This is a genomic window from Neofamilia massiliensis (assembly GCF_001299475.1).
In the GTDB taxonomy this organism is placed as follows: Bacteria; Bacillota; Clostridia; order Tissierellales; family Peptoniphilaceae; genus Neofamilia; species Neofamilia massiliensis.
Genome location: NZ_CYUJ01000002.1, coordinates 40,930 through 64,479, shown reverse-complemented (window position 1 = coordinate 64,479; position 23,550 = coordinate 40,930). Strand labels below are relative to the sequence as shown.

General features: G+C 31.3%; 18 protein-coding genes. All 18 read right to left on the bottom strand.

Going from position 1 to position 23,550, the window contains the following annotated elements:
* Nucleotides 1-118: 118 nt before the first annotated feature.
* On the bottom strand, nt 119-1,468 hold the full coding sequence (gene papB / locus BN2667_RS00280) for a PapB family radical SAM/SPASM ranthipeptide maturase (RefSeq protein ID WP_054251355.1): 1,350 nt from the start codon (nt 1,466-1,468) through the stop codon (nt 119-121).
* A gap of 113 nt (nt 1,469-1,581) precedes the next feature.
* On the bottom strand, nt 1,582-1,749 hold the full coding sequence (locus tag BN2667_RS09280) for a hypothetical protein (RefSeq protein WP_154664281.1): 168 nt from the start codon (nt 1,747-1,749) through the stop codon (nt 1,582-1,584).
* A gap of 174 nt (nt 1,750-1,923) precedes the next feature.
* The gene (locus BN2667_RS00275; RefSeq protein WP_054251354.1) at nt 1,924-2,109 is read right to left on the bottom strand and encodes a hypothetical protein; all 186 of its coding nucleotides are present in this window, start codon (nt 2,107-2,109) and stop codon (nt 1,924-1,926) included.
* Between the two features lie 499 nt (nt 2,110-2,608).
* Nucleotides 2,609-2,800 carry a helix-turn-helix transcriptional regulator gene (locus tag BN2667_RS00270; RefSeq protein ID WP_054251353.1) on the bottom strand — a complete coding sequence of 64 codons (192 nt, stop codon included), beginning with the start codon at nt 2,798-2,800 and terminating at the stop codon, nt 2,609-2,611.
* Between the two features lie 121 nt (nt 2,801-2,921).
* Nucleotides 2,922-3,047 carry a hypothetical protein gene (locus tag BN2667_RS09080; protein ID WP_341436196.1) on the bottom strand — a complete coding sequence of 42 codons (126 nt, stop codon included), beginning with the start codon at nt 3,045-3,047 and terminating at the stop codon, nt 2,922-2,924.
* Between the two features lie 117 nt (nt 3,048-3,164).
* A complete protein-coding gene (locus BN2667_RS00265; protein ID WP_054251352.1) occupies nt 3,165-3,821 on the bottom strand; it encodes a hypothetical protein in 657 nt (218 codons plus the stop codon).
* 43 nt (nt 3,822-3,864) lie between these two features.
* Nucleotides 3,865-5,193, bottom strand: coding sequence for a hypothetical protein (locus BN2667_RS00260; protein ID WP_054251351.1), 1,329 nt, complete (start codon nt 5,191-5,193; stop codon nt 3,865-3,867).
* Between the two features lie 133 nt (nt 5,194-5,326).
* Nucleotides 5,327-6,721 carry a group II intron reverse transcriptase/maturase gene (gene ltrA, locus BN2667_RS00255; protein WP_461786640.1) on the bottom strand — a complete coding sequence of 465 codons (1,395 nt, stop codon included), beginning with the start codon at nt 6,719-6,721 and terminating at the stop codon, nt 5,327-5,329.
* A 6-nt stretch (nt 6,722-6,727) separates the two neighbouring features.
* Entirely contained in the window at nt 6,728-6,997 is a 270-nt protein-coding gene (locus BN2667_RS09645; protein ID WP_461786637.1) for a reverse transcriptase N-terminal domain-containing protein, read from the bottom strand.
* 556 nt (nt 6,998-7,553) lie between these two features.
* Nucleotides 7,554-13,850, bottom strand: a complete 6,297-nt coding sequence (locus BN2667_RS09490) for a helicase-related protein (protein WP_054251350.1) — start codon at nt 13,848-13,850, stop codon at nt 7,554-7,556.
* Nucleotides 13,837-14,802, bottom strand: a complete 966-nt coding sequence (locus BN2667_RS00245) for a DNA cytosine methyltransferase (protein ID WP_054251349.1) — start codon at nt 14,800-14,802, stop codon at nt 13,837-13,839. Before BN2667_RS00245 ends, BN2667_RS09490 begins: the two co-directional genes overlap by 14 nt.
* Nucleotides 14,795-16,516 carry a DNA topoisomerase III gene (topB, locus tag BN2667_RS00240; RefSeq protein WP_054251348.1) on the bottom strand — a complete coding sequence of 574 codons (1,722 nt, stop codon included), beginning with the start codon at nt 16,514-16,516 and terminating at the stop codon, nt 14,795-14,797. Before topB ends, BN2667_RS00245 begins: the two co-directional genes overlap by 8 nt.
* 91 nt (nt 16,517-16,607) lie before the next feature.
* Nucleotides 16,608-17,591, bottom strand: a complete 984-nt coding sequence (locus BN2667_RS00235) for a nucleotidyl transferase AbiEii/AbiGii toxin family protein (protein WP_002841134.1) — start codon at nt 17,589-17,591, stop codon at nt 16,608-16,610.
* Nucleotides 17,584-18,195, bottom strand: a complete 612-nt coding sequence (locus tag BN2667_RS00230; protein ID WP_054251347.1) for a DUF6088 family protein — start codon at nt 18,193-18,195, stop codon at nt 17,584-17,586. The genes BN2667_RS00235 and BN2667_RS00230 overlap by 8 nt, the downstream gene beginning before the upstream one ends.
* 73 nt (nt 18,196-18,268) lie before the next feature.
* Nucleotides 18,269-19,132 carry a CD1107 family mobile element protein gene (locus tag BN2667_RS00225; protein WP_054251346.1) on the bottom strand — a complete coding sequence of 288 codons (864 nt, stop codon included), beginning with the start codon at nt 19,130-19,132 and terminating at the stop codon, nt 18,269-18,271.
* 14 nt (nt 19,133-19,146) lie between these two features.
* Entirely contained in the window at nt 19,147-20,730 is a 1,584-nt protein-coding gene (locus tag BN2667_RS00220) for a copper amine oxidase N-terminal domain-containing protein (protein WP_054251345.1), read from the bottom strand.
* Nucleotides 20,717-20,956 carry a hypothetical protein gene (locus BN2667_RS00215; protein WP_054251344.1) on the bottom strand — a complete coding sequence of 80 codons (240 nt, stop codon included), beginning with the start codon at nt 20,954-20,956 and terminating at the stop codon, nt 20,717-20,719. Before BN2667_RS00215 ends, BN2667_RS00220 begins: the two co-directional genes overlap by 14 nt.
* A gap of 14 nt (nt 20,957-20,970) precedes the next feature.
* Nucleotides 20,971-23,550 (bottom strand): C40 family peptidase, encoded by a 2,580-nt coding sequence (locus BN2667_RS00210; protein WP_054251343.1) that lies wholly within the window; start codon nt 23,548-23,550, stop codon nt 20,971-20,973.

Genomic DNA, 23,550 nt, shown 5'->3' with positions numbered 1-23,550 from the left:
TCTTCTATTTATGCCATAAAATATTGCAGATATATCTGTTTCATAATCATACTCATCACTATACAGCCAATTTCATTTTATCGTTTTTAATATTGTGCTATACATATTAGAACACCTACTATTTTTCATAATAAAAGAAAATTCGCTTCTCCTCACTACTTAATCCGATATATAGTTCTATTATTTTAGGCATAATACTTTTCAAATAATTGCACGTTAAATCATAAGGTCTTTTTAAATCTTTATTCGAAGACATATTCTCTGCAGGACATCCGCCTCCACATATACTTGATATCCAACACTCTCGGCAAACCGTATCATGAGTTTGTATCAGAGCTTCAATCATTCCATTTTTTCTATCATCTTCAATAACATTATGATTCATAATATTTCCGTAACTCAATTCTGGTGCAGCAACAAATCTATGGCATCCATGGAATGATCCGTCAATATCGACTGTCAGCATATTATTGCATGCCCCACAAAACTTTCTTCTAAGTCCACCTCTATTCAATCTGTTAAGAAATGCCATAATATTAGACATCCTTAAGCAATAATCATAGTCTTTTGACTTAAGTTTCTTCTCAAAGGTATCAATAAGTTCCAAGTAACTAATAATTAACTTATCATAAGCATCTTTATCCATAAATTCAATGGATGGGGAGATATGAATCGATCTAAATCCCAATCCATAAAGATGCTCGTATACATCTTTTATTTTTGGATTGTATTTTGTAAGAGTCGCTCTTGCAGCTACATTTTTAAATCCCAAATAGTTTTTTACATTATACACTACATCATCATATGTTCCCTCTTTATTAGCATAGAATCTATTTCGATTATGTGTTTTTGCATCACCATCTATGCTGATGGTTACACTGAATTTATTCTCGATTATAAATTTAGCGATCTCCGTATTTAAAAGAGTTGCATTTGTAGTAGTACTAAAACCTACTTCCTTCCCTAACTTCTCAGCTTTTTTCTTAGAATACTCCACGCAAAATTTAAATAAATTTTTGTTTAAAAGAGGTTCTCCTCCAAACAAAATGATTGATATTCTGTCTGTGGTAAAGTTATCAAAAGCATAATCAATCGCCATTTTAGCAGTAGATTCTTTCATTAGACCTTTGTTGCAATATTCTCCATCACCTGCATAACAATAATTACATCTCAGATTGCAATCCTGAGATAACATTAAAACTAATGCTGAAGGTTGTGACTTATTAATTTTAGATTTCCAATCTGGCTCTTTAAAAGAATCAGTAAAAAATCCTGCTTTATCCAAAATTTGCATAATTTCCTGATCTTTTTCAGAATCGCTATCATAAGCAAATAATGCATCTGACTCATTAATCATATTCTTAACATAGTCATCTATTTCAAACAGAGATGCTGTATCAGATATAAAAATATAATTTTTACCGTTATTTTTAATGAGTCTATGAGTTTTTACTTTTAATGTTTTCATATCATAACTCCTATATAGTTTAATTTATTAGAATAGAACATAAAAATATAGGAGAGGATTTCTCTCCTATATTCGGTTACTCAAATAATTAGTTTCATAATGCTAATTATTGTTTACACCCAGTCTTTAACTAAAGGCCAACACCATTCTGAATCACACAGAGTGCAACTGTCACGAGTGTCACAGAATTCACATATATCCTTTGAATCAATATTTGAGTTTCCAGCATTCGCATCTGCCCAATAACCTTTTTCTGCTACTTCATTAATTGCTTTAATCATTTCCGTTCCTCCTTTTTGTTTGATTTATATTAAAGTCTTTTGATAAGACCTCAATATCCCGCTAATACTAAACCTTGCTTTTTTAAAAAACTTTACTACAACATTCGTCTAATTCTTCGGTTCATTATACTGTCTCTTGCAACGATGAAATTGAAATCCATCGTTCTAACTTACTTATGTACTGTATTTTTCATTTTCATACTTTGAAAATAAAGACTCCAGCTGATTTAAATCTTTGAGGCTTGGCAAATCTTTTAGCATTTTATATTCATCTAGAAAACATTCTAAAATTTTTCCAGTTTCTAAGCCATAGAAAAAATATCTTCCATCTATAGCAAAAGTTTTCCAAGTCTTTTTCAATACTTGTTCTCAATAATATAATCTTCAAGAAAATCATATTTTCGTGATTAATATCACCCCTAATGACGTTATCATAACTAGAATATATCAAATTAACCTTTCCTACATCAGCTTAAAATAAATTAAATTTAAATATAATCAACTACACTAATAAAAATAGATATATCAAAATAAAACTTTCAATACAAACGTCTGATTTTATCTAGTCACTTCCACTCCTCTATGATTATTATATAATACTTCTTAGCATAATGCAACTATAGTTGCATTTAAGTATAAAGAATCTTTTTCCCCTGCTTTTCTCTATGTTTTCAGTTAAATTTAAAAATCTTTTTTTGCATGTTAAAAACCCTTGAATCATACACGAATCAAGGGTCACGATTTATTTTCAAGTAAAGAAAGTGAATTATACAAGCTTGCATATCAGATAGCATTAATTACATTTTCATTAAAATTTCTATACATCAATATTAATTTTATTATATAATAACAATTGGAATTATAAATAATAAAATAAGTCTTTAACTTCAACATCTAGAACCTTTGCACAATCAAAAGCAACTTTTATAGTGGGGGTTTTTTTGAAATTTTCAATATCACCTATATATTGTCTAGTTACTCCAACTGCTTTTGCTAAATCATTTTGTGTCATATTTTTCTGTTTTCTTATAGTTTTTATGTTATTACCCATAAATAATACCTCTTTTTAATTAAAAGTTATGATACTGTAGTATAACTTTTATTATCGATAATGTCAATAATAGTTTCTTTGATTTCTTAATTATCATATAGATTTCTTATTATCTATAGAATTATAATAGTTGATTCAATCTTCTCTGAACAGCATGATAATCATATCCAGCATTTGTGGGTCTTTTTTTCCTTTCTTCTCCATTACCCCAATCACCTCGGATAACTTCTCTAGCTAACTCATCGATTGTTTTTCCAACTGGAAAAACAATCTTTCCATTCTCATCAAATACTTTTAGTCCAAATGACCTGAACCCAAAAATCCGGAATAAGGATGGATGGGTTCAGATCAAAACTGCCGATATTTACCTCTCTTCACCTTTGCTATGTTCTTTCTTAGTTGACTTAGTTTTGTCATCTGTCTTAAAGCTTTTTATTTGCCCTAATATGGACTTTTTATCCTTGTCTTGACTCTTTACTTGTTCTTTTGCTTTTAAGAGCTTAGAAGATAAAATACGGACATTTTTATGTTCCTTTCCGTTGTTGTCAATGCTTGTTTTTACTTGACCAAATATTTTAACAAAATCTCCTTTTTTTAGATTCTCTAAATCTTTTGTCTTATCTCCATATGCTGAACAATTGGTATAAATTTTATTCCCATCGTCATCTTTTGAAACAATTGAAAAGTTGCTTACCTTGAACTTTTCTCCATTAGCATTTTCTCTTTCTAGATTTTCTACTTTTCCAGCTATATTACCCACGAGATTTATAAGATCGTCTTTTTCTTCAATATCACTGACATTTTCAATAATCTTGCCTTGTTCTTTCATATCATCAATCATATAGTCAAAGTCATCACTTAGTAGACCTGTTGTGTCATTGTTCATATATAAAACGTAGACTTCTTCAAGTGCCTTTTCATCAGTAACACCTTTTTCTATGCTCACAAGTGCTTTTATAAAATCCTTGTAGTTATCATTCATCATTTCTTCTAAATTTTCTCTAATATCTTTGTATTCCATAATTTCCTCCTTGTACTAAATAAGGAGAGCCTTTCGCCCTCCTTTATCGTTCTTGTCCTTTTTCACTTTTTTCTTGATTTTTATCTTTTTCTTCTTCTGATTTAAATTTTGATATTTGTCCCAATATTGATGGTTTTTCTTCCCTTGCGTGAAGATTATCCTCTACATCATAAGTTGATTCAAAGTAATCACTATCTTTAAAATCATTGTCATACCTATCTGGTATTCCATCATTGTCAAGATCTTTTGCTAGTGGATCATAGAAGTTTCCGTCATCATCTATTTCTAAGCCTAAGGCTTGTTTTAAATCTTCTTCATCTACTGATACCAAATCATCAAAACTTGACATCTTTATGGCTTCAGTCATATCTTTAAGAGCTTGTGAATTAGATATATCTTCTTCTACAAAAGATTCTGTTCTAATAGCAACATTATCTACATACTGAGTCCATGTTTTTTCTTCCAAATTCACCTCATATTGAATAGAGTGCTTACCATCTGGTGTTTCTGTATAGGCAAGTCCTATATGGCTTAAATCAGGGTATAGTTTGTTGAAGTCTTCATAGCTATTAGATTCTGAAAACTCATAGTTAGAATAATCGACTATCGCCCTCTTTAAATCTTCTAATAATGGTGAGTGGTTTTCTAATTCTTCGACTTCTCCCATATCTAAAAGTTTATTAATCTCAGCTAGTCTTAGTGTCTTATCTCTTAACTCATCTGCTTTTTCAAATGGTTTTGGCAATTCTACTTTGGCATTTTCTAAAGATTCTTTATAGTTTTCAAGGTTTTGATTTAATCTTTCAAGTCTTGAAGGCATTTTTTCAATGGCATTATCAAGTCTTGTTATATTACCATCAGTAGAGTTTGAAAGCTCTCCGAAATATTCTGCTTTTCCTAGGAGTTTAAAGGTATGAGTATTAGTCATAAAGTTATATGAAACTTGTAAGTCTAAATTTCTATATTTACCAATGACCTTGCTATCATTTATCTTTACTTTTTTTATTTCTTCTAATAGCTTCTCTCCAGCTTCTTTCTTATCTAAAATTTTATCTGCACCAAGACTGATTGAAGTAAATTTACTATCTCCTTCTCCTAATTTCTCAACACTTGCAATATCTTCTTTAACTGCTTGTATTTCCATTTCAGTTTTTAAAATACTTTGAGGATAAATTTTATTTACCTTATCTTCAAGCTTATATTTATTAGACTTGTAGTTTGCTTCCAGCATTTTTAGTTTTGTAACTTCGTTATCTAAATCCATTTTTTCTTTAATTAAAGGATTTCCAGTGGCTAAAGCCTTAATTTCTGAATAAGATAGGCTTGCTTCATCAACATCTTCTGCAACACGCACAGGCGTCTTGCTTGTCATAATTTGGGATATGAATTTCTGCTTATTCTCTATTGTCTGGTCGAGTAGGTCGGGGATATTACTATCCCTTTCCCCTCTAAGAACCGTGCATGAGAGTTTCCCCTCACACGGCTCAAGTTTTTATAAGCCCTAATTAAAGAGCCAGCGTGTTTTCTTCATCATCTATATGCAATTTTCTATGACACCAAGGGTGTACTAAAGTTTTAAGAGTAATATTATTTTGAATTGTTTGATGTACTCTAAAGTCTGTATCAATAGTTATTTTCTCTCCACAAACAGGGCATATTCCATTTTGCGTTTTATACAGTCTATTTATAACTGTACGTCCTTTAAGTTCGTTTCGTATTTTTAACTCTTCTCTTTCTTCAAAGTATATTTGCCAATTTTCATCAAATGGATTTGCTTCAGCTTGTATTTTGGTAAATCTTTTAATATCAGTGTCTGTAGCATATTTAAGACGAAGATAGTATTTCTCGCCATTTTCCATTCTGTCGCCAGTTGCTACACTGAAAGTCCAGGTTCTATTTCCAATGGTATGGAAGTATTTCTTAGCTATCCATTTTCTACCTTTCTTTGGGTGTCTACGAACGCACCAGGTCCACAAGCTTTTATATATTTCATAATCAAGTTTTTCAAAGGTTTTAGATGAAACATTATATTTCTGATAGTTTACCCAACCTATAATGATTGGATTTAATTTTCTAATCAAAATTTCTTGTTTCATTGACGGATTATCTTTTATGATTCGTCTGATTTTATCGACAATAGCCTTAAAGTTCTTATCAGATGGTTTTGTAAGCAACTTATCTTTATACATCCTAATATTAACTCCAAGAAAATCAAAACCGTCATTTATGTGTGTTATGAGTGTCTTTTCCTCTGATAATTCTAAACCTCTTTCAGCCAAGAATTTTACAATGATTGGCTTTACACCATTTTCAAGTAATTCTGCACTTTCCCCTGTAACGATGAAATCATCTGCATATCTAACAAAGTTAACCTTTGGGAAATATGTTTTCTTATTTACTGTTCTTCTATGGTATTTCTCTTTGATTGCTTTTTCTAAACCATCTAATACCATATTGGAAATAATAGGTGATATTGGAGAGCCTTGGGGACTTCCTGTTTCTGTTGGAAATAGTTTTTGTTTTTCTATATATCCACACTCAAGCCAAAGTTTTAATAATTTCTTGTTCATTGGGATATTATTTAATATCCATTCATGACTTATATTATCAAAACAACCTTTTATATCTCCCTCAAGTACCCATTTTGCAGATTTCTTTTTATTAAGTGATGTAAAACACTGCTCGATAGCATCTTGTGTACATCTTTTTGCCCTAAATCCATAAGAATTAGGGTCAGCAGTAGTTTCTGCTATGGGTTCAAGTGCAAATTTATATAGGGTTTGCATTGCTCTATCTGTCATTGTAGGAATGCTGAGAGGTCTTTTCTTGCCATTTTTCTTTGGTATATACACTCTTTTAAGAGGCTTAGGTTTATATCCTCTTAACTTTAACTTTTCTATCGCCTTCTACCTGTCCTGTGGTGTTAGCCATAATTCGCCATCTACACCACTTGTTTTCTTGCCTTGATTTTCAGTTACCCTCTTAATAGCCAAGGCTTTTGCATAAAATGAAGTTGTGAGTAAATGTTGTAAAGATTTTACCTTTCCATATTTACTCATTTTCCACGCTTTCACAATACGCATTTGTAGTTTTTTAACATAGCTTTCTGCTAGAGAAAAATCTATACTTTCCCAGTTTTTAGCTCTGTTAGTAGTAGCACACATTTTACTGTTCATTTGCTTTCTCCTTTCAAAAATTCTACAAGTTCTCTTGTGATTAAAAACCAAATGGAAGTCTGCACTCTTTCAAGTTAGGGCAAATTTTGAACCCCTATCCATCTCATTACAAGATGGCATTCGCTTTTTCCATTCTCCTTTTCCTGCACCATTATCAGCATCTCTTCCTATTTGCATTGCCGTATGTCAATAGTCCAGGCTTACCATGTTTCGACAATCTTATCTTTGAATACGTTTAGGTTCTTCCTCTCAGCCTGTGTCTTTTTGTCCGTGTAATCCCACTGTGGAAAGAATTATCCGACTACACACCATTTTGTTCAGGCTTATCAGCAACTTTAGCCTGTTCGCCTTAACGACATTTATCAGTAGTTCACATATGTTAGCCATATTATCAAGCCTCGCTCCCTAACCACCTTGTTGCTAGCAGTTTCGGTATTCCCTCACGGTTTTACCTCAAGTAGGGCTACTTTAATATCGGCTTACCACACCTAAGTGCAGTCGATACTCGGCTCAACTAACGGAACAGTTGGTTTGGTCATTTTGCCAAACAGTTAAATTAAGCGACTTCATGTCGCACCCACAAATAAGAATCAAATGTATTCTCTGTTACATATCTAAAGATATTGACTTTATCATTTTCATTACCTTGACGAACAATTCTACCACTTCTTTGCTCTAGGTCAGACGGTCTCCAAGGGACGTCTAAATCGTGTAAGGCTATTAGCTTATTTTGTACATTTGTACCTGCTCCCATTTTTTGAGTAGAGCCTAATAATACTCTTACTTCTCCTCTTCTTACCTTAGAGAACAATTCATCTTTTTGTTTGTCTGTATCTGCTTCGTGAATAAAGGCTATTTCTTCTTTAGGTATTCCCATATTCACTAGCTTATTTCTAATATCATCATAGATATTAAATTCTCCATCTCCTTTTGGTGTGGACATATCCGAAAATACTAATTGGGTCGATGAATTTTCTTTTGTCTTATCCCAGATCGAAAAGATATTTTTAACGCATACATTAACCTTTGAATTAGGATCATCGGGAAGTAGTGGGTTTATTAATCTTTGGTCTAGGGCAAGTTTTTTGCCATCATTTGTAATCTTTAGCATATTATCTTCTGTTGGCTCTACTTGGTTATTTCTAACCGCATCAGCTCTTTCTGAAATGGCTTCTAATATTTCTTTTTGTTCCTCAGTAGGTTTTGTTTTAATAACTTCAAAATTTGCTTCTGGTACTGGCAAATTTAACATATCTGAAGTCTTTATATCTGCTACTTCTTTAAACATAGACATCAACTCTGGCAAATTATAAAACTTTGAAAATCTTGTCTTTTGCCTATATCCAGTACCTTCTGGAGATAACTCAAAGGTGTTTTCTGTTTCTCCAAAAGTAGAAGCCCAAGCGTCAAAATGTTCTAATCCTCTTGCCTTTAAATCGTCATATTGAAGGTATCTTTGCATGGTATAAAGCTCTGTCATTGAATTTGATATTGGTGTACCAGTAGCAAATACAACTCCCTTTCCATCTGTCATTTCATCCATATACCTACATTTCATATACATATCCGAAGACTTAAAGGCTTCACTCTGACCGATACCCGCAACATTTCTCATCTTTGTATGCAAAAATAGGTTTTTGTAATTATGAGCTTCGTCTATAAATAACTTATCTACTCCTAGTTCTTCAAAGGTTATTACATCATCTTTTTTAAAGTCATCAGTTAGTTTTTCAAGTCTTACCAAGAGTTTCTTCTTTGTCTTTTCCAGTTGTTTTACTGTGAAATTTTCCCCTCTATTTCTTTTGTTCTCATCAATAAAGGAAACTATATCGTCTATTTGGTCTTGTATATGTCTAACTTGGTATTCCTTAGACATTGGTATTTTTTCAAATTGAGAGTGTCCTATGATGACTGCGTCATATTCTCCTGTTGCAATCCTTCCAATAAATCTTTTTCTATTTTTCGGTTGAAAGTCTTTTTTATCGGCCACCATAATGTTTGCTGACGGATATAATTGCATAAACTCCCTACCAATTTGAGTAGTTAGATGGTTAGGAACTACAAATAATGATTTACTTGCAAGTCCTAACTTTTTAGATTCCATAGCAGAAGCTACCATTTCAAAAGTTTTTCCTGCTCCTACTACATGGGCAAGTAGTGTATTTCCACCATAAAGAGTTCTTGCTATGGCGTTTTTTTGATGCTCTCGAAGTCTGATTTCTGTATTCATTCCATCAAATGTTAAGTTAGAACCATCAAATTCTCTATTTCTAATTGAGTTGAATTTTTCATTATAAATCTTTTCTAGCCTATATCTTCTATCAGGATCTTCAAATATCCAATTCTTAAATTCTTCTTTAATCAGTTCTTGCTTTTGACTTGCAAGCATAGTTTCTTTTTTGTTTAATACAGAAGTCTTAGAACCATCATCATTTATTACTTGGTCAAATACCTTTGTATCTTTTAGATTAAGGGCATTTTCAATTAGCTTATAGGCATTCACTCTACTTGTACCATAAGTCATGTTAGCAAGGTCATTAGTTGAGTCAACACTTTTACCCTCAATATTCCATTCACTTGAGTGTGGCGAGAACCTAACATTTATATTCCACCTATCATAACCTGGTGTTTTTAAAAGGTTAAAAGTAAAGTCTTCTATATCTTTTTGAGGTATCCAGGTTGCTCCTAACCTTACATTTATATCAGAAGCAGTGAGTTCTTCAGGCATAACTTCTTGTAATTTTTCTCTTTGATATTTGAGTTTGCCTAACTCGTTTAATAATGTGTCTTTCTTTTCAGAAGGTGCTAAATCTATTACATTTTCAATTTCTCCGATATATGAATTGAGGTAACCAATCTTTTCTCTAATATTGCCACTTAAATATTCATCAGCTGATACATATGAAAAATGAAAGGGATCATCATTGTTAAAGTTTTCAAAGGGCATTCTGTTATTTATTAGGTCTGTATCCTTAATATCTAAAAATATCTCGCCCTCAAGCTCACCAATTAAGGTGTTCCTATCTTTACTTGTTATAGATTCCATATATTCAAAGTCTACATATCCCTTTTGTGAAACTGATAAGACTAAGGCTTCAAGGGAAGTATCTACATGGTCTACTACTTTTGCCTTTGTTATTGTTCTTTTTGAAAATATATCACTCTTAGCTTTGAAATTATCCTCATCATCAAGTATTTCTATTGATGATACCAAAGGAAAGTTTGAGTCTTCCTTTAAGGCTCTAGTGTTTGATAAGGAGTTAATAAAGCCATGTTTCTTTGAAAAGTTATCATAGACTTCATTTAACTTTGCTTGTGACTCTTTTATTTCTTCATCAGAAAAATCGTCCTTTTGTTTTTCTATTACATCTTTCAAAGCATTCATTACATCAAGATAATCTTTTATCTTTTCTTTATTTTTATCTGATATATTCTGCTTAATTAAGACTGAGTTTTCTCTTAGGTAGACCTCTTCATCAATAATGGTATAGGAAAAATTCTTAACATCATCTGTCGCTGGAAGACTTAATTCTTCATCTTCCAATAGTTCGACCTCTTCATATTTTGAATTTGAAGATATTTCCTTACTTGCAAGATCCATTAAATCTTTTAACTTTTCGTCTTCTTTTTCATCACAAGTAATTGTATTTCCAAATCTTCCAGATACTTCTTTCATATCCCCTAATACCATTTGAGGATTATCTACAAAATATTTATTGTAAGTTAAACCCTTTTTATCAGTTCCTAGATGAATCCAATCGTCATCTCTTTCTATAACTGAGTCTCTCTTCTTTAGAAAAATAATATCTGAAGTAACTTCTGTACCAGCAAGTCCTTTAAATGTTGTATTAGGAAGCCTCATAGCTCCTAAAAACTCACATCTTGCATTAATATATTTTCTAACAGATTCATCTTTTTTATCCATAGTTCCAGATGAAGTTATGAAGGCAATAATTCCTCCATTCCTAACCTTATCTATTGACTTTGCAAAAAAATAATCGTGAATCAGAAAGTTATTTCTGTTATATTCACGATCGTTAACTTTAAAATCTCCAAAGGGAACATTTCCTATAACTAAATCGAAAAAGTTATTTGAGAAGTTTGTTTCTTCAAAGCCTTTAATTTGAATATTAGCTTCAGGATAAAGTTCTCTTGCTATTCTTCCGCTTAGACTATCTTTTTCTACTCCATATACTTTAGAGCCTTTTATTTCACTTGGCATATTACCAATAAAATTACCGACCCCTGCAGATGGTTCAAGGATATTCCCAATCTTAAAACCCATATCTGTTAGAGTCTTATATATTCCATCCATTACCTCTCTATGTGTATAAAAGGATGTTAAAGTAGACTCTTTAGCATTCAAATACTCTTCATTTGTTAGATTTTCTTTTAAAATATTTCTTGCTTCGAGCCATTGACCTCCCTTTTCTTCATCAAAGACATCGGCAAGACCTCCCCAACCTAGATAGTCAGCAAGATAGGCTTGTTCATACTCTCTTGGACTCCTGTTTTCATTTTCAAGTCTTTTTAGCATTTTAATAGCTTTTATATTTTTATCTAGCTTTTCTGATGGTGTTAGGTATTCTGAGTAGATATGATTTTTCAAGTCATAATTTCTAGCAAAGCTTAGCCTTTCCTTATTAGGTTCATAGCCTAGATTTTTTAAATCCTCTTTACCCCTCAATAAGTTTTCGGCTGCTTCCCTTGGGACATCATACCTATCCATCATTTGGTCAATTTCAGGATTGTAGTTATCAATAAAGCTTTCTTGCTCTACTTCTGTTCCAATTTGATTTTCATGTTCAGATAATTTGTATATCTCATAATTTCCACTATCTAAAAGGTCATCAATTTTCCTACTTTCTTCAAATGTTTCACCCTTAAATAAAGGATATTGTTCTCCATTAACTTCTACTTTAGTTCCAGTTTCAATTAAGTTAATTCCATCAAAGGTATTCTCATCTTCTAAAATAAATTCTTTTCCAACTTTTACTGCTAGTTTTTCTGATGTTTGACTTAGATTTTCAAAGATTTCTTCAAGGTATGAATCGTTTCTATATGGAATTACTTCCGAACCCCTAATCATACCTCCCATATATTCCATATTATCTCTGATAGTGACAGTTTTAAGTCCTCCACTTAGTTCATCAAAATCTGTAATAGTAAAGTCCTTACCTTTATATCTAACCTGATCACCTATCTTAAATTTAGGCTCTATATTTTCCTTAACTTCTTCTTGTAAAGATTTTTCCTCGCTTAGTGCAACTTGTTCTTCTAAATATGAAAATTCACGCTCATTTACTTCTTCACCATCACCAAGGTCAATCCTATAATGCTCGACAACTTCTCCGTCTACATAGTGGTCAAAATAGAATTTGAAATATCCGATATAATCATCAGTCATTTCTCCAAATTCATTTTCTCCATGAGTTTGATTATGGTCTTTAACATCTATATCCTTTTGTCTTAGGATATTGATTAAGTCTTTAGTTACTATCTGCCCACTATAATCGGGAACTAATTCGTGGTTTTCATTAAATTCTACAATCCAGTAGTCTTTTCTTTTTTCAATGTCGTTGCCATCAAAAAAAGAAGCTTCATCAGCTTCCTTTTCTTGGCTTATTTCATTTTCTAAGCTTCCACGTATTCCTTGATTGCTATTCTCTTCACTGTTGCCATCAAGTTGTTCATCTGTCCTTGGTATTCCTGTGGATTCTCTCTCATCATCTTCTCTGTCAATCCTTGTGCTTTCATCATTTTGACTTTTTCTCTCTTGATAAAGTCCACTGCCTGATTCTGAATTTCCTTCATATGGTTCAAAAGTGTTTTCTCCTCGTACATTTCCTGCAGTTTCTTCCAGTTCTCCATGTCCTCGCTCCCTACTAGATAAGATAGTCTTAGAACTGCGTATGTCGGATTCGGAAATTTCTCCATAAATTCCAGATCCTTCTCCATCATGTCCAAGGTTTTCTCTTCGATCTTCATTGCTATTTCCTCTGTCGCTTCCATCTGTGAAAACTCGTCCATCTCTACTTGTTGACCTATCATCTCGTCTATATAAATCATCTTGACCTCCTCTATCTTCATTTATATTTTCTATATCTCTATTATAGTCGCCACCGGCCCTTTCTGTCAGCAGCCTAGCTCGATCCATTTCCTTAGATTTTTCTATTGTTCTATCTATAATATCTTCGCTAACCCTTGATATTACAAGACCTATCTGTTCTAAAGAAATTGTATTAATCCTAGAAAAATTATTTTTTAAATTTTCCATATCCATAGGATAGACTGTATTAAACCTATTAGCTACCGCATAGGATATTGAGTCTCTCATAAACTTTTCAAAACTAAGTCTATCCTCTATATCTATTCTCAAATCAGCAAGAGCCAAGTTAATATATTCATCTCCATAAATTCGACTTAAAGAAAATATGTTTTCGTTTAGTGAATCACTAGCCTCAAATGAAGAATCTCTTATTATTTCTTTTAAAGCCTCGTTATGGTTTTCATGGTCAAACTGCCATAAGCTAACCTCATTAATATTCCTATCCATTGATGTGGTCTGACTAATATCAAAAATATATGAAATTCTTTGATTTACATCACTTCCAACTAAAATTGGAATACCCTTTTGACTTCTCATAACAACTCTGCCAAAATATTTCTTCCACATATCAAATGTCGCACAAGCTCTAGCTTCAGGTTCTTTGTTGTATATACTTAGTTGGCTGGAAAAATCATATTTCTGATTATTACCTATAGCTTTTAAGAGTTTTAAATATTCTTTTTCATCTTGCAAAACTTCATACTTTATAGTTTCTTGTATATTCTTAAAATCATTTACTTGCATTTTCTACCTCCATTCTATGAATTTCTTTTATAATAGCCATTAAAACATCAACCACAATAGAATTGCCGGCCTGCTTATATAGTTTGCTTGAGGCACAATTTTTTCTTCTTGGATGTGCTTCTTCTAGTTTGTTAATATCACTATCATCAAAACCCATTAGTCTTAGGCATTCTCTTTCTGTTAAATACCTATACTGACCATTTCCAATATCTATTATTCCAGAATTGGGTACTCTCATTTGTTTTGTAGAAATAGTATAAGAAAAATCTTTAATTACTTTGAGTCGCCCTCTAAAAGTATTATCTATGCCTTTATTTAAAAATTTGAGCATATAAGGTTGAGTCATTGTGTAAAGTTCACTTACATCCTTTTCTAAAAATTCACTTAGTGGTCTAGTTTCTTTCCTCTCCAATTTATTAAAAGAAAAGTTATTTGCTCCAAGACATGAAACAACAAATATCCTTTCTCTTTTTTGAGGTATCCCAAAGTCCATTGCATTTAAGATTTCATATTTGCTTTCATATCCAAGGTTTTCTAGCTCTTTTAGATAAATAAAAAAGGAGTCCCTCATATTTCTATCAAGGACTCCCTTTACATTTTCCCAAATTATCCATTTAGGTTTATCTTTCATTTCTTTGATTATTCTAATTGTTTCAAATAGTAAGCTTGATCTAGTGCCTGAGTTTTTCACTCCTCCCTGCTTTTTTCCAATTCTTGAAAAGTCTTGGCAAGGACTTCCATGCATTATTAAGTCTATATTCTCATTAGGTACTTTATATCCTACTACTGATTTTGGCTTATAATCTTCTCCATAAAGTTCATTATATGATTTAACACAAGCCTTATCTATTTCTACATAATCAACAACTTCATAAGGTATCTTTAAATTAATAAAAGCCTTTCTAATAGCACCTATGCCGCCGAAAAGCTCTAATATTTTTACCTTATTCATTTAGATTATTCTTGTACCTATCTACAAGCTCCTTTATACTATCTTCTATTTCTCTTAAAAAGTCTTCTTTATCAACTTCGCCAGAGCTAATCTTTGCAAGTTTCATTTCCCATTCAGATGTTGTTTCTGCTGATTTAAACTTATCCTCTACAATCGATACAAGTCTATTGCCTTTTTCTGTTACAAGTAGATTTTTCTTATCTCTTCTTATAAGATCCTTATGGATAAGATTTTCGATAATTCCTGCTCTTGTAGCTGGTGTTCCTAAGCCTTTTCTTTCTACTTCTATAGCTTTATCCAAAGATTCTACTCCTGCATTCTCCATAGTCTTTAAAAGTGTATCTTCATTATAATGACTTGGGGCTTTGGTGAATTTCTCCGATATATTTTTAGAAGTTAGCTTAATTTTATCTCCAGTCTTTATATCTGGTAATTCATTTTTTTGTTTTTCTTTTCCATAGCTCTTTAGATACTTGGTATAACCTTCATCGATTATAGTCTTGCCACTTGCATTGAAGTTAAATTTATCATATTCATATCTGATTTTTCTACTAGATTCCTTTAAGTTATCCGAACATGAAGCAAGTAATTTATCCTTAATTAGATTATAGATTTTACTTTCTTTATCAGTTAAATCTTTGGCTTTTCCAATACCTGATATAGTAGGAATAATTGCATAGTGGTCTGTAACTTTAGATGAATTAAAAATAGACTTAAAGTTTGATTCATTGATTTTAAAATCTTCTTCAAGTCCTTCCAATAATTCTTTCATAGTAGTAACCATATCATCGGTTAAATACCTACTATCTGTTCTTGGGTATGTGATTAGCTTCTTTTCATACAAACTTTGTGCCAGGTTTAAAGTATCTTTTGCTGAATATCCAAAATATTTATTTGCTTCTCTTTGTAAGGTAGTGAGATCATAAGGCTTATCTGGTTTTGTGCTTATTTCTTTATCTTCTACCTCTGTAATAACTATTTCATCTTCTAGTAGATTTAAAAGTTGCTCTGCAACTTCAATTTTATCAATCCTATCAGATACAAGTTTTAATTCTCCATAAGATAGGTCAACTGTATAATATTTTTGCTTCTTAAATAGGTTTATTTCACTATCCCTTTTAGCTATTAGATATAAAGTTGGTGTTTGTACTCTACCAACTGAATGTGTTTCCTTGTAAATGCAAGAATAAAGCCGAGTTAGAGTCACTCCCACCAGCCAATACGGAATTGCTCTTGCACTTCCTGATCTATATAATTCTTCAAAGTTTTCTCCGTCTTTAAGATTTCTAAATCCATCTTCAATAGCCTTGTTTTCCATTGAAGATATCCTAAGTCTTTGAATCTTCTTCTTACTTTTAGCTTGTTTATATACGAGCCTAAACATAAGTTCTCCCTCTCTTCCAGCATCACAAGCATTTATAACTGTGTCGATGTTCTTATCGTTTAAAAGTTTCTTTAAAACTCCATATTGTTTCTTAGTGCTTTTAGATACTTCATAAATATATTCTTCTGGAATTATAGGAAGAGTGTCTATTGTCCATTTCTTCCATTTTTCGTCGTGTCTTTCTGGACTTGCCATTTGAATTAAATGACCTACACACCAGGAAACAATGTATCCACCTCCCTCATAATATCCGTTTTTTCTTGTTCTTGCTCCAATTACTTTTGCAATTGTAACTGCTACACTTGGTTTCTCTGCTATTACTAACTTCATTAATACCTCCATAAATAAAAAAAGAGCGAAAGATTTATCTCTCGCTCAAAGTATTTCTCCCGAATATCGTATTATTTTCGGGAGAATTCTATTACTTATTAATTTCTTTTTCTAGTTCTTTAAGAACTTTTATAATTTCATCAAATTTTGGATATTCTCCATATATCATTTCTTCCATAGCCTTATAATCTTTTTCTATTTCAGAAAATCGAAACTCTCTTGGAACTAACTTCAATCTACCATTTAATGCATCTTCATACCTTGCCCACTTTCTAGGGTAGAATTTCATTTTAAATTCAGTCACTTTCTTTAGTAATTCTTTATCCTCTAAGGCTTTGTTTTTAAAATCTGAATTTGCTATTTTATATAAGTCATAAAAGTGTCTTGCATACCTATGGGGCATAGGAGAAGCTTCTGGTCTATTCGCTTCATGATGAAGTATAGTTGCCTTTTCCCAAAAGGTTCTCTCTGCTGAGACTGTTCTTATATTAGTTTTTTCTTTAAATACATTTGGATATGCTTCACTAATTATTGGTAATATTTCAACATCGATTGCAGGTGTCCATGCTGCAAGGCTTCCTATTTCAAGCCTTATATTTTGTGTCAAATAATTAGATTCAAAGATTTTAGGATATTTACACAGAATTGTTTGTGGATCTATTTTATCTATTGAAAATTCAAAGTCTACGCTCTTTAAATCTTGTTCTAAAATTTTCAAAAATTCATCTCTTAAAAACAGTTCTGTATTTTCGTTAACTTCTTTATTGAATTTATCTTGCTTGGTATTTGACCTTTCAATCCATGGTTCTCTTTCTTCATATCCTAATAATCGCCAATCTAAGATTAGATCTATATCTTCAGAAAATCTTTCAATGAGTCCAAAACATTTTGAAAGTGATGTGCCACCCTTAAAGGTTAAATATTCTTTCCATTTATTTTCATTAAATAGATAATCTAAGATAAAAGTAACCCAATAGTCTTTTTCAATGACTGCTTCAGATATATTTTTCTTTCTTGCAGTATTGACTATTAAAACTCTTAAGTCTTCTTTGTTTTCTATATAAAACTTATTCATTTTTGCCCTCAGAAATTTCTCTTATCACTTCATATATCCATGATGGAACTGATTTTGACTCATTCATTAAGTCTTTTCTTTCTTTTTCACTTAAGTTTTCTCTTATCTTTTGTATAACTTCGTTGGTTATATTTTCTTTACCTAAAGACTTAATTGCTTGAATAACTGTCGCTGTCTTCAAAGACATATTGGCAATTTCTCCTGGATTTACTTTTTTAAACTCTAAAATGGTATCTCCGATTTTATATTCTTTGTATCTTCCACTAGATATATATTTATAGTGAGTTGGAACTTGTGTAGAAAGTCCTAATAAGTTTAAGGCTGTACTATTATATGGTGCAATATTCCAATTGTATTTTCTTGCTATGGCAAGTGCTAACTCGTGAATTGATACTGCTTCGTACTCTCCAATTAATTCACTGTATCTTGGATTGTAATAGAAACCATCAATGATACGCTGAATTTTTCTTTCATCTGCTAATCTTTTTAATATCTGTCTAACCGTAGCATTAGATGCAATATCTAAAAAGTCATTTGCAAAAAACACTTTATGTGAGTCAAAATCATTTATTTTATCTGATATTATTTCCATATATGAACTCATTACAATTCTCCTTTGTCACGGATATTGTATCATATCCGTGACAAAAATTCAATTGTACTTAAATTTAATATCCTTATAATAGTTCATCGTCTTCATCATCTAAAGATTCTTCATGACTTTCTTCATCATCAGATTCATCTTCTGACTCACTAATATAATCCTCATCATCTTCTTCAAAGTCTTCCAACATTTTATCTTCCTTGGCTTTGACTACCTTAAAATAATATCCTGCTCCTATAACTCCTCCAATTACAAGTGCAACAATTAAAAATGAGCCTATCCCGCTTTTCTTTTCTTCTTTTACTGGAACAGTTTTAGGTTCTTCTTTTTTTACTTCTTCTTTCTTAGGCTCTTCAACCTTTATAGTATTTTTATCTTCTGATTCAATCATATTAAGTAGGTCTTGCTCTCCTACTTCTGTTAATAATCTTACATTATCTTGATTTGATGAGTGATCCACTATTAGGTGCATAGTTTTTCCACTTTTAGTTTGAAATGTTAAAAATTGTCTAACATCTACTGGATTTTCTTTATCTTTTTCTGTATCTCCACTTGGTGTAATATCTTTTCCATTCCTATCTACATTTTCAATTACTGAACCTCTTGCCTTATTTTCCCCAGTCGCAAGATTATTTACTGCCTTAGTATTACCACCTTTTACAAGTGGTGTTTTCTTAGGAGGATTATTTGAAGGCTTATTTGCTTCACTTGTATTTCCTGGTATTCTTGGAACATCTTGATAAGGAATTTCTTCTTTTGACGGTGTAAAAACATCATCTTTCAATATTTTTTCAAATTCTTCTTTTTGTGGTTCATAGATTGATTCCTTTTGATTCTCTATTTGTCCTTCATTTGTCATCGCAAATGTAGTTGCTGGTACTGTAAATGTAAAAAGGAGTAACGCTATGGCTACTCCTCGTTTAATGCTCTTATTCATTTTTCTATCCTTTCTTATTTTACATTTTTAAATACATAGACTGCTTTTCTAGCATTATCCCATTCTATTGTTTGGTTTTTACCATCTTTAATATCTCCATGACTTGCTCCAAAAGCTTTAGCAATATTTGAAATTGAAGCATGAATTCTTCCATTTATAATCACTGGCTTAACATCTGAGTTGTAGACCTTTCCATCTGAATCTTTCATAATACCAGTATCAATATTTAGTCTTAATGTCTTTTTAGCTAAGATATTATTCTCTTTATTTGAGAAAATAGCTTCACGAGTAGAGTTGTCATACTCAACATTAAAACCTAGAGTATAAGCAATATATCTTACTGGAATCATAGTTCTTCCTTGATCTACATAAGCTTTTACATCCATATAGACTGTTGTCTTACCATCTTTGTTGATAATGTTATAGAAGTTTTTGTCTACTTGAAAAACTGCAAATTCTTTTTCATCTTTAACTTGTTTTTTGTCATGTTGTTCCTCTTGCTCTTTCATCTTGTTAAGATCAAATTGATTTAGGATATTCTTGTCATCAGCTTTCAAAAGTTCATCCCACTTCTTATCTTGAGATTTCTTATCTTCTTTCTTTTCTTTGTTTTCTTTTTGGAGTTTTAGAAGTTCATCTAATTTTTTAGATAAGTCTTGATTTAGATTTTTATCTTTTTCATCTTTAGCTTGCTTTTCAAGTTCTTCTTTCGATTTTTTATTTGCTTCCTCGATTAACTTCTTTGCTTCTTCAATTTTCTTATCTAACTCTTTTTTTAGCTTTTTAATTTCTTCATCAGAAGATTTTTGTTTTTCTTCTAGTTCTTTAATCTTATCTTCTAATTCTTTTTTAGTCTTTTCAGAAGATTCTTTTAAACTATCAATAGCCTTTTGAAGCTCTTCAATTTTCTTACAGCATTCTGACTTAGTCTTTTCTATCTCTTTCTTTTTAGACTCTAGGTCTTTTATCTTAGTATCTTTTTCATCAAGGGCTTTTTCTAAGTCCTTAATTCTATTGTCTTTATCCTCAATTTCTTTAGTCTTCTTTGCAAGTTCTCCTTCTAAAGACTCGAGCTTTTCTTGCATTTCTTTGATTTTATTTTCGTTTTTATCGGTATTCTCTTTCTCAGCTTCTAACTCCCATTTTGTAGATGAATAATCTTCTTTTAGTTTTTCATTTTCATCTTGTAATCTTTTTAATTCATCTTTAAGCTGAGTAATTTCTGCTACTAGTTCATCATTGTTAGAGTTTTTAAGATCCTCAATTTCTTTATTCAATTGAGCTATCTTATTGTCTTTATCTCTAATCTCTTCTTCTAGCTTAGCTTTTTCTTGTTTTAGTTTCTCCCCATTATCTTTGCAAGATTCTAACTTTTCCTTTAATTCATCTATCTTTGATTGGTCTTCTTGTTTCTTATCATTTAAGTCTTTGATCTGATTTTCTAAATCACTAATTTTACTAATAGAACTTTCTATCACTTTTTTACTGCCATCTGTATCATCAGCTTTAGCTAGTACATTAGTAGTTGAGGTTGATGTTAAAACTAATAAAAGAGCCATAAAAAAGGCTCTTAGTCTGTTCGTATTAAATTTCTTCATTATGAATGTTCTCCTTTTCTTTTAATTTTTCTTCTCTTTTTCTATCATTAATTTTCTCCATTAATTCTTCCAAGCTAATATTGTTCCTCCTAAGAGTTACAATGATTTCTTCATTTTCAACTTGTATTTCTTCATCGCAAATTTCCTTATATTTTGCATTTAAATCGTTTAATTTCTCTTCTATTTTTTTCTTTTTGTTCCTAATACTAATAAGTTTTCTATTCACATAATATCTCCTTTCTATCTTGGTCTTCCAAAACCATAAAAGTGTGATTTCCAATATTTTGAATTTATTGATGTGTATTGAATTGGATCTCCTGCGTGAATCATCATTCCATTACCTGCGTATATTCCTACGTGAGATATTGGTGTTCCACTGTTATATGTTGAGTGAAAAAATATAATATCTCCAGGTTGAGCTTCACTTGGACTTACTGGATTACAATAGTCTTTGTATATTCTCCATGCAGTTGTTCTTGGCATACTCTTTACACCAGACTTTGTAAATGACCAACATACAAAACCTGAACAGTCAAAGTTAGATGGTCCACTTGCTCCAAACACATATCTTTTGCCTATATGTTTTTCTGCTTCATTAAATAAAGCTTTGGCAGTTTCAGAATCAAAAGCAAGACCAGGATTTCCAAAGTTTGGATTGTCTACTATTTCTCCTAAGTCGCCATTACCTGATCCAAAAACATCTCCCATATTCCCCTTAGCTTCAAGAAGAGCTTCATAATGAACTACATTGTCTGGATAATCTTTAAATATTTCCCTAACAACTTCATCCATTTCTTTTTTCTTTAAAGTTACAATTAACTTTTTATATTCGTACTCTTCTTTTTCATAGCTAGTATAAGGATTACCACGACTATCATATCTTGTTCTTGCTACTGTTCTTGTTCTAATTTCAATTTCTTCCTTAAAATCAAGCTTATACATCTTATCGAAAAGTTCCTTTAAAATTCCTTTTACTTCAGATGCTGATTTTACTTCTCCACATCTTGAAGTTATATAGGATAAAAGTTCATGGGTATTATGACCAATTTCTCCTTCTTTATTTATGATATATTCGTCATATCCAGGATGACTTGCTTTTACACTTTCGATCTGTGATTGTAGGTCATACTCCATTGATGAAAACTCTTGATTAACTTCACTTAAAACTGTATCTTGTGATAGGTATGTTGTTGTCATTACTGAGTTTACTGAGTTGCTTAGTCCACTCATACCAACACTTCCACCACCAATCATGATTGATAGCATAAGACCTAGTCCTATTACTAGAAATAGAACCATCTTGCTTTTTCTTACTATTAGCTCTTTAGAAGCCTTACCTAAACTTAAAATAGCTTTTTTAACTCTATCGACCAGTCTTGTTTCGTGCTTTTTAGCTATCATGCTCTTCATTTGTTTTCTCTGGTAAAACTTCTTAAATCTATTTTTCTTTATATATGATTCTGACTTTTTTAGATCTTCCAAGCCACTTTTAAACTCCAACTTGCTTTTTCTCTTTTTTATTTTCTTATCGAGTTTAGATAGCCTTTTTAAGGACTTTTTCTTTTTGTCTAACTTATACTTCCTTATTCCATGCTGGAGTTTAGAACTTACATTAGCGGCCTTTTCTCCAGATTCTACACCAGTATTGTCAGATCCTGAACTTAGATAATCTCTCACTAACTCTGAAGACTTAGCTCCAGATAATAAAACCCCAGAAGATAGACTTCCTTTAGTTTTGTTTTTTAGGATATTATCCTTTAGCTTGCTTTTAGACTTTTCAAGCTCTCCAATCTTTTTATCTGAGATAAAGTCTTTAACATCTTGTGCTTTCTTAGAATCTTTCTTTGTACCTTTCTTAGATTCATTTTTTAAGTCATCAATTTTCTTTCGAGTGAATTTATCACTTTCATAATTTTTTCTTTTGTAGTAAGTCTTCTTTTTGTTAACTTTCTTTTGTTCTGAAGATTTAAGGCTTGTTTCCTTTTCATCTTTTATAAATTCTTGATTATTGTCTTTAAGATCAGGATTATCAAAATTCTTATCTGTATTAACTTCACTTAGCTTTTTTTCTATATCTATTTCATTAGAAATTTTTTCCTTATCTCTAAACTTTTTTTCTTGATAAAGTTTCTGCTTTTGCTTTTTATCGATATTAGTATTACTCTCGTTCTTGCTTACTTCATCTTTAACAAGCTTATCTTTTCTATATATTCTATTGCTTTTCTTTGCTTCGATAGGTTTATCTTCGCTTGTATGGATTCGCTTAGACTCTTTATCGTTGATTTTGTCTTGGAATTTATCCTTACTATGGATAAGTTTATCCTCATAATTTTTAAGAACTTGTCTTTTACTTGATGGCTTCTTATTGCTTATTGGTTGAGCGTTAGCTGAAATATCATCTGTTGTTAGTTTATTAGAATTAATATTTCTACTGTTTTCACTGTCAAAATTTACTTTTTTGAAGTCTACATCTAACTCTGCATCAAGTTTAAAGCTTTCATCTGTCCTTATTTCAAGATTAGCTTGTTTTGTTTCTTCAGCCGTATCCTTATTATCTAAAACTTCTTTTCTAATTCTTTCCTTGTTTTTAGCCTTCTGAAAATCTTTTAGTTTATCTTGTTTTTGATCTTTAGCTAATACATTCTCATGAATAAGTTTAGATTCTTTTTCTGAAATTTTATCTCCGAACCTATCCTTAGTTTTAATTATCTTATTGGTATAATCATCTGAATGAACAAGTTTACTATCAATATTCTTTTCAGGAGCGTCCCTATTTCGTATAATTTTCTTTTGAAAATCTTTTTTTAGTTTTTTATCCAT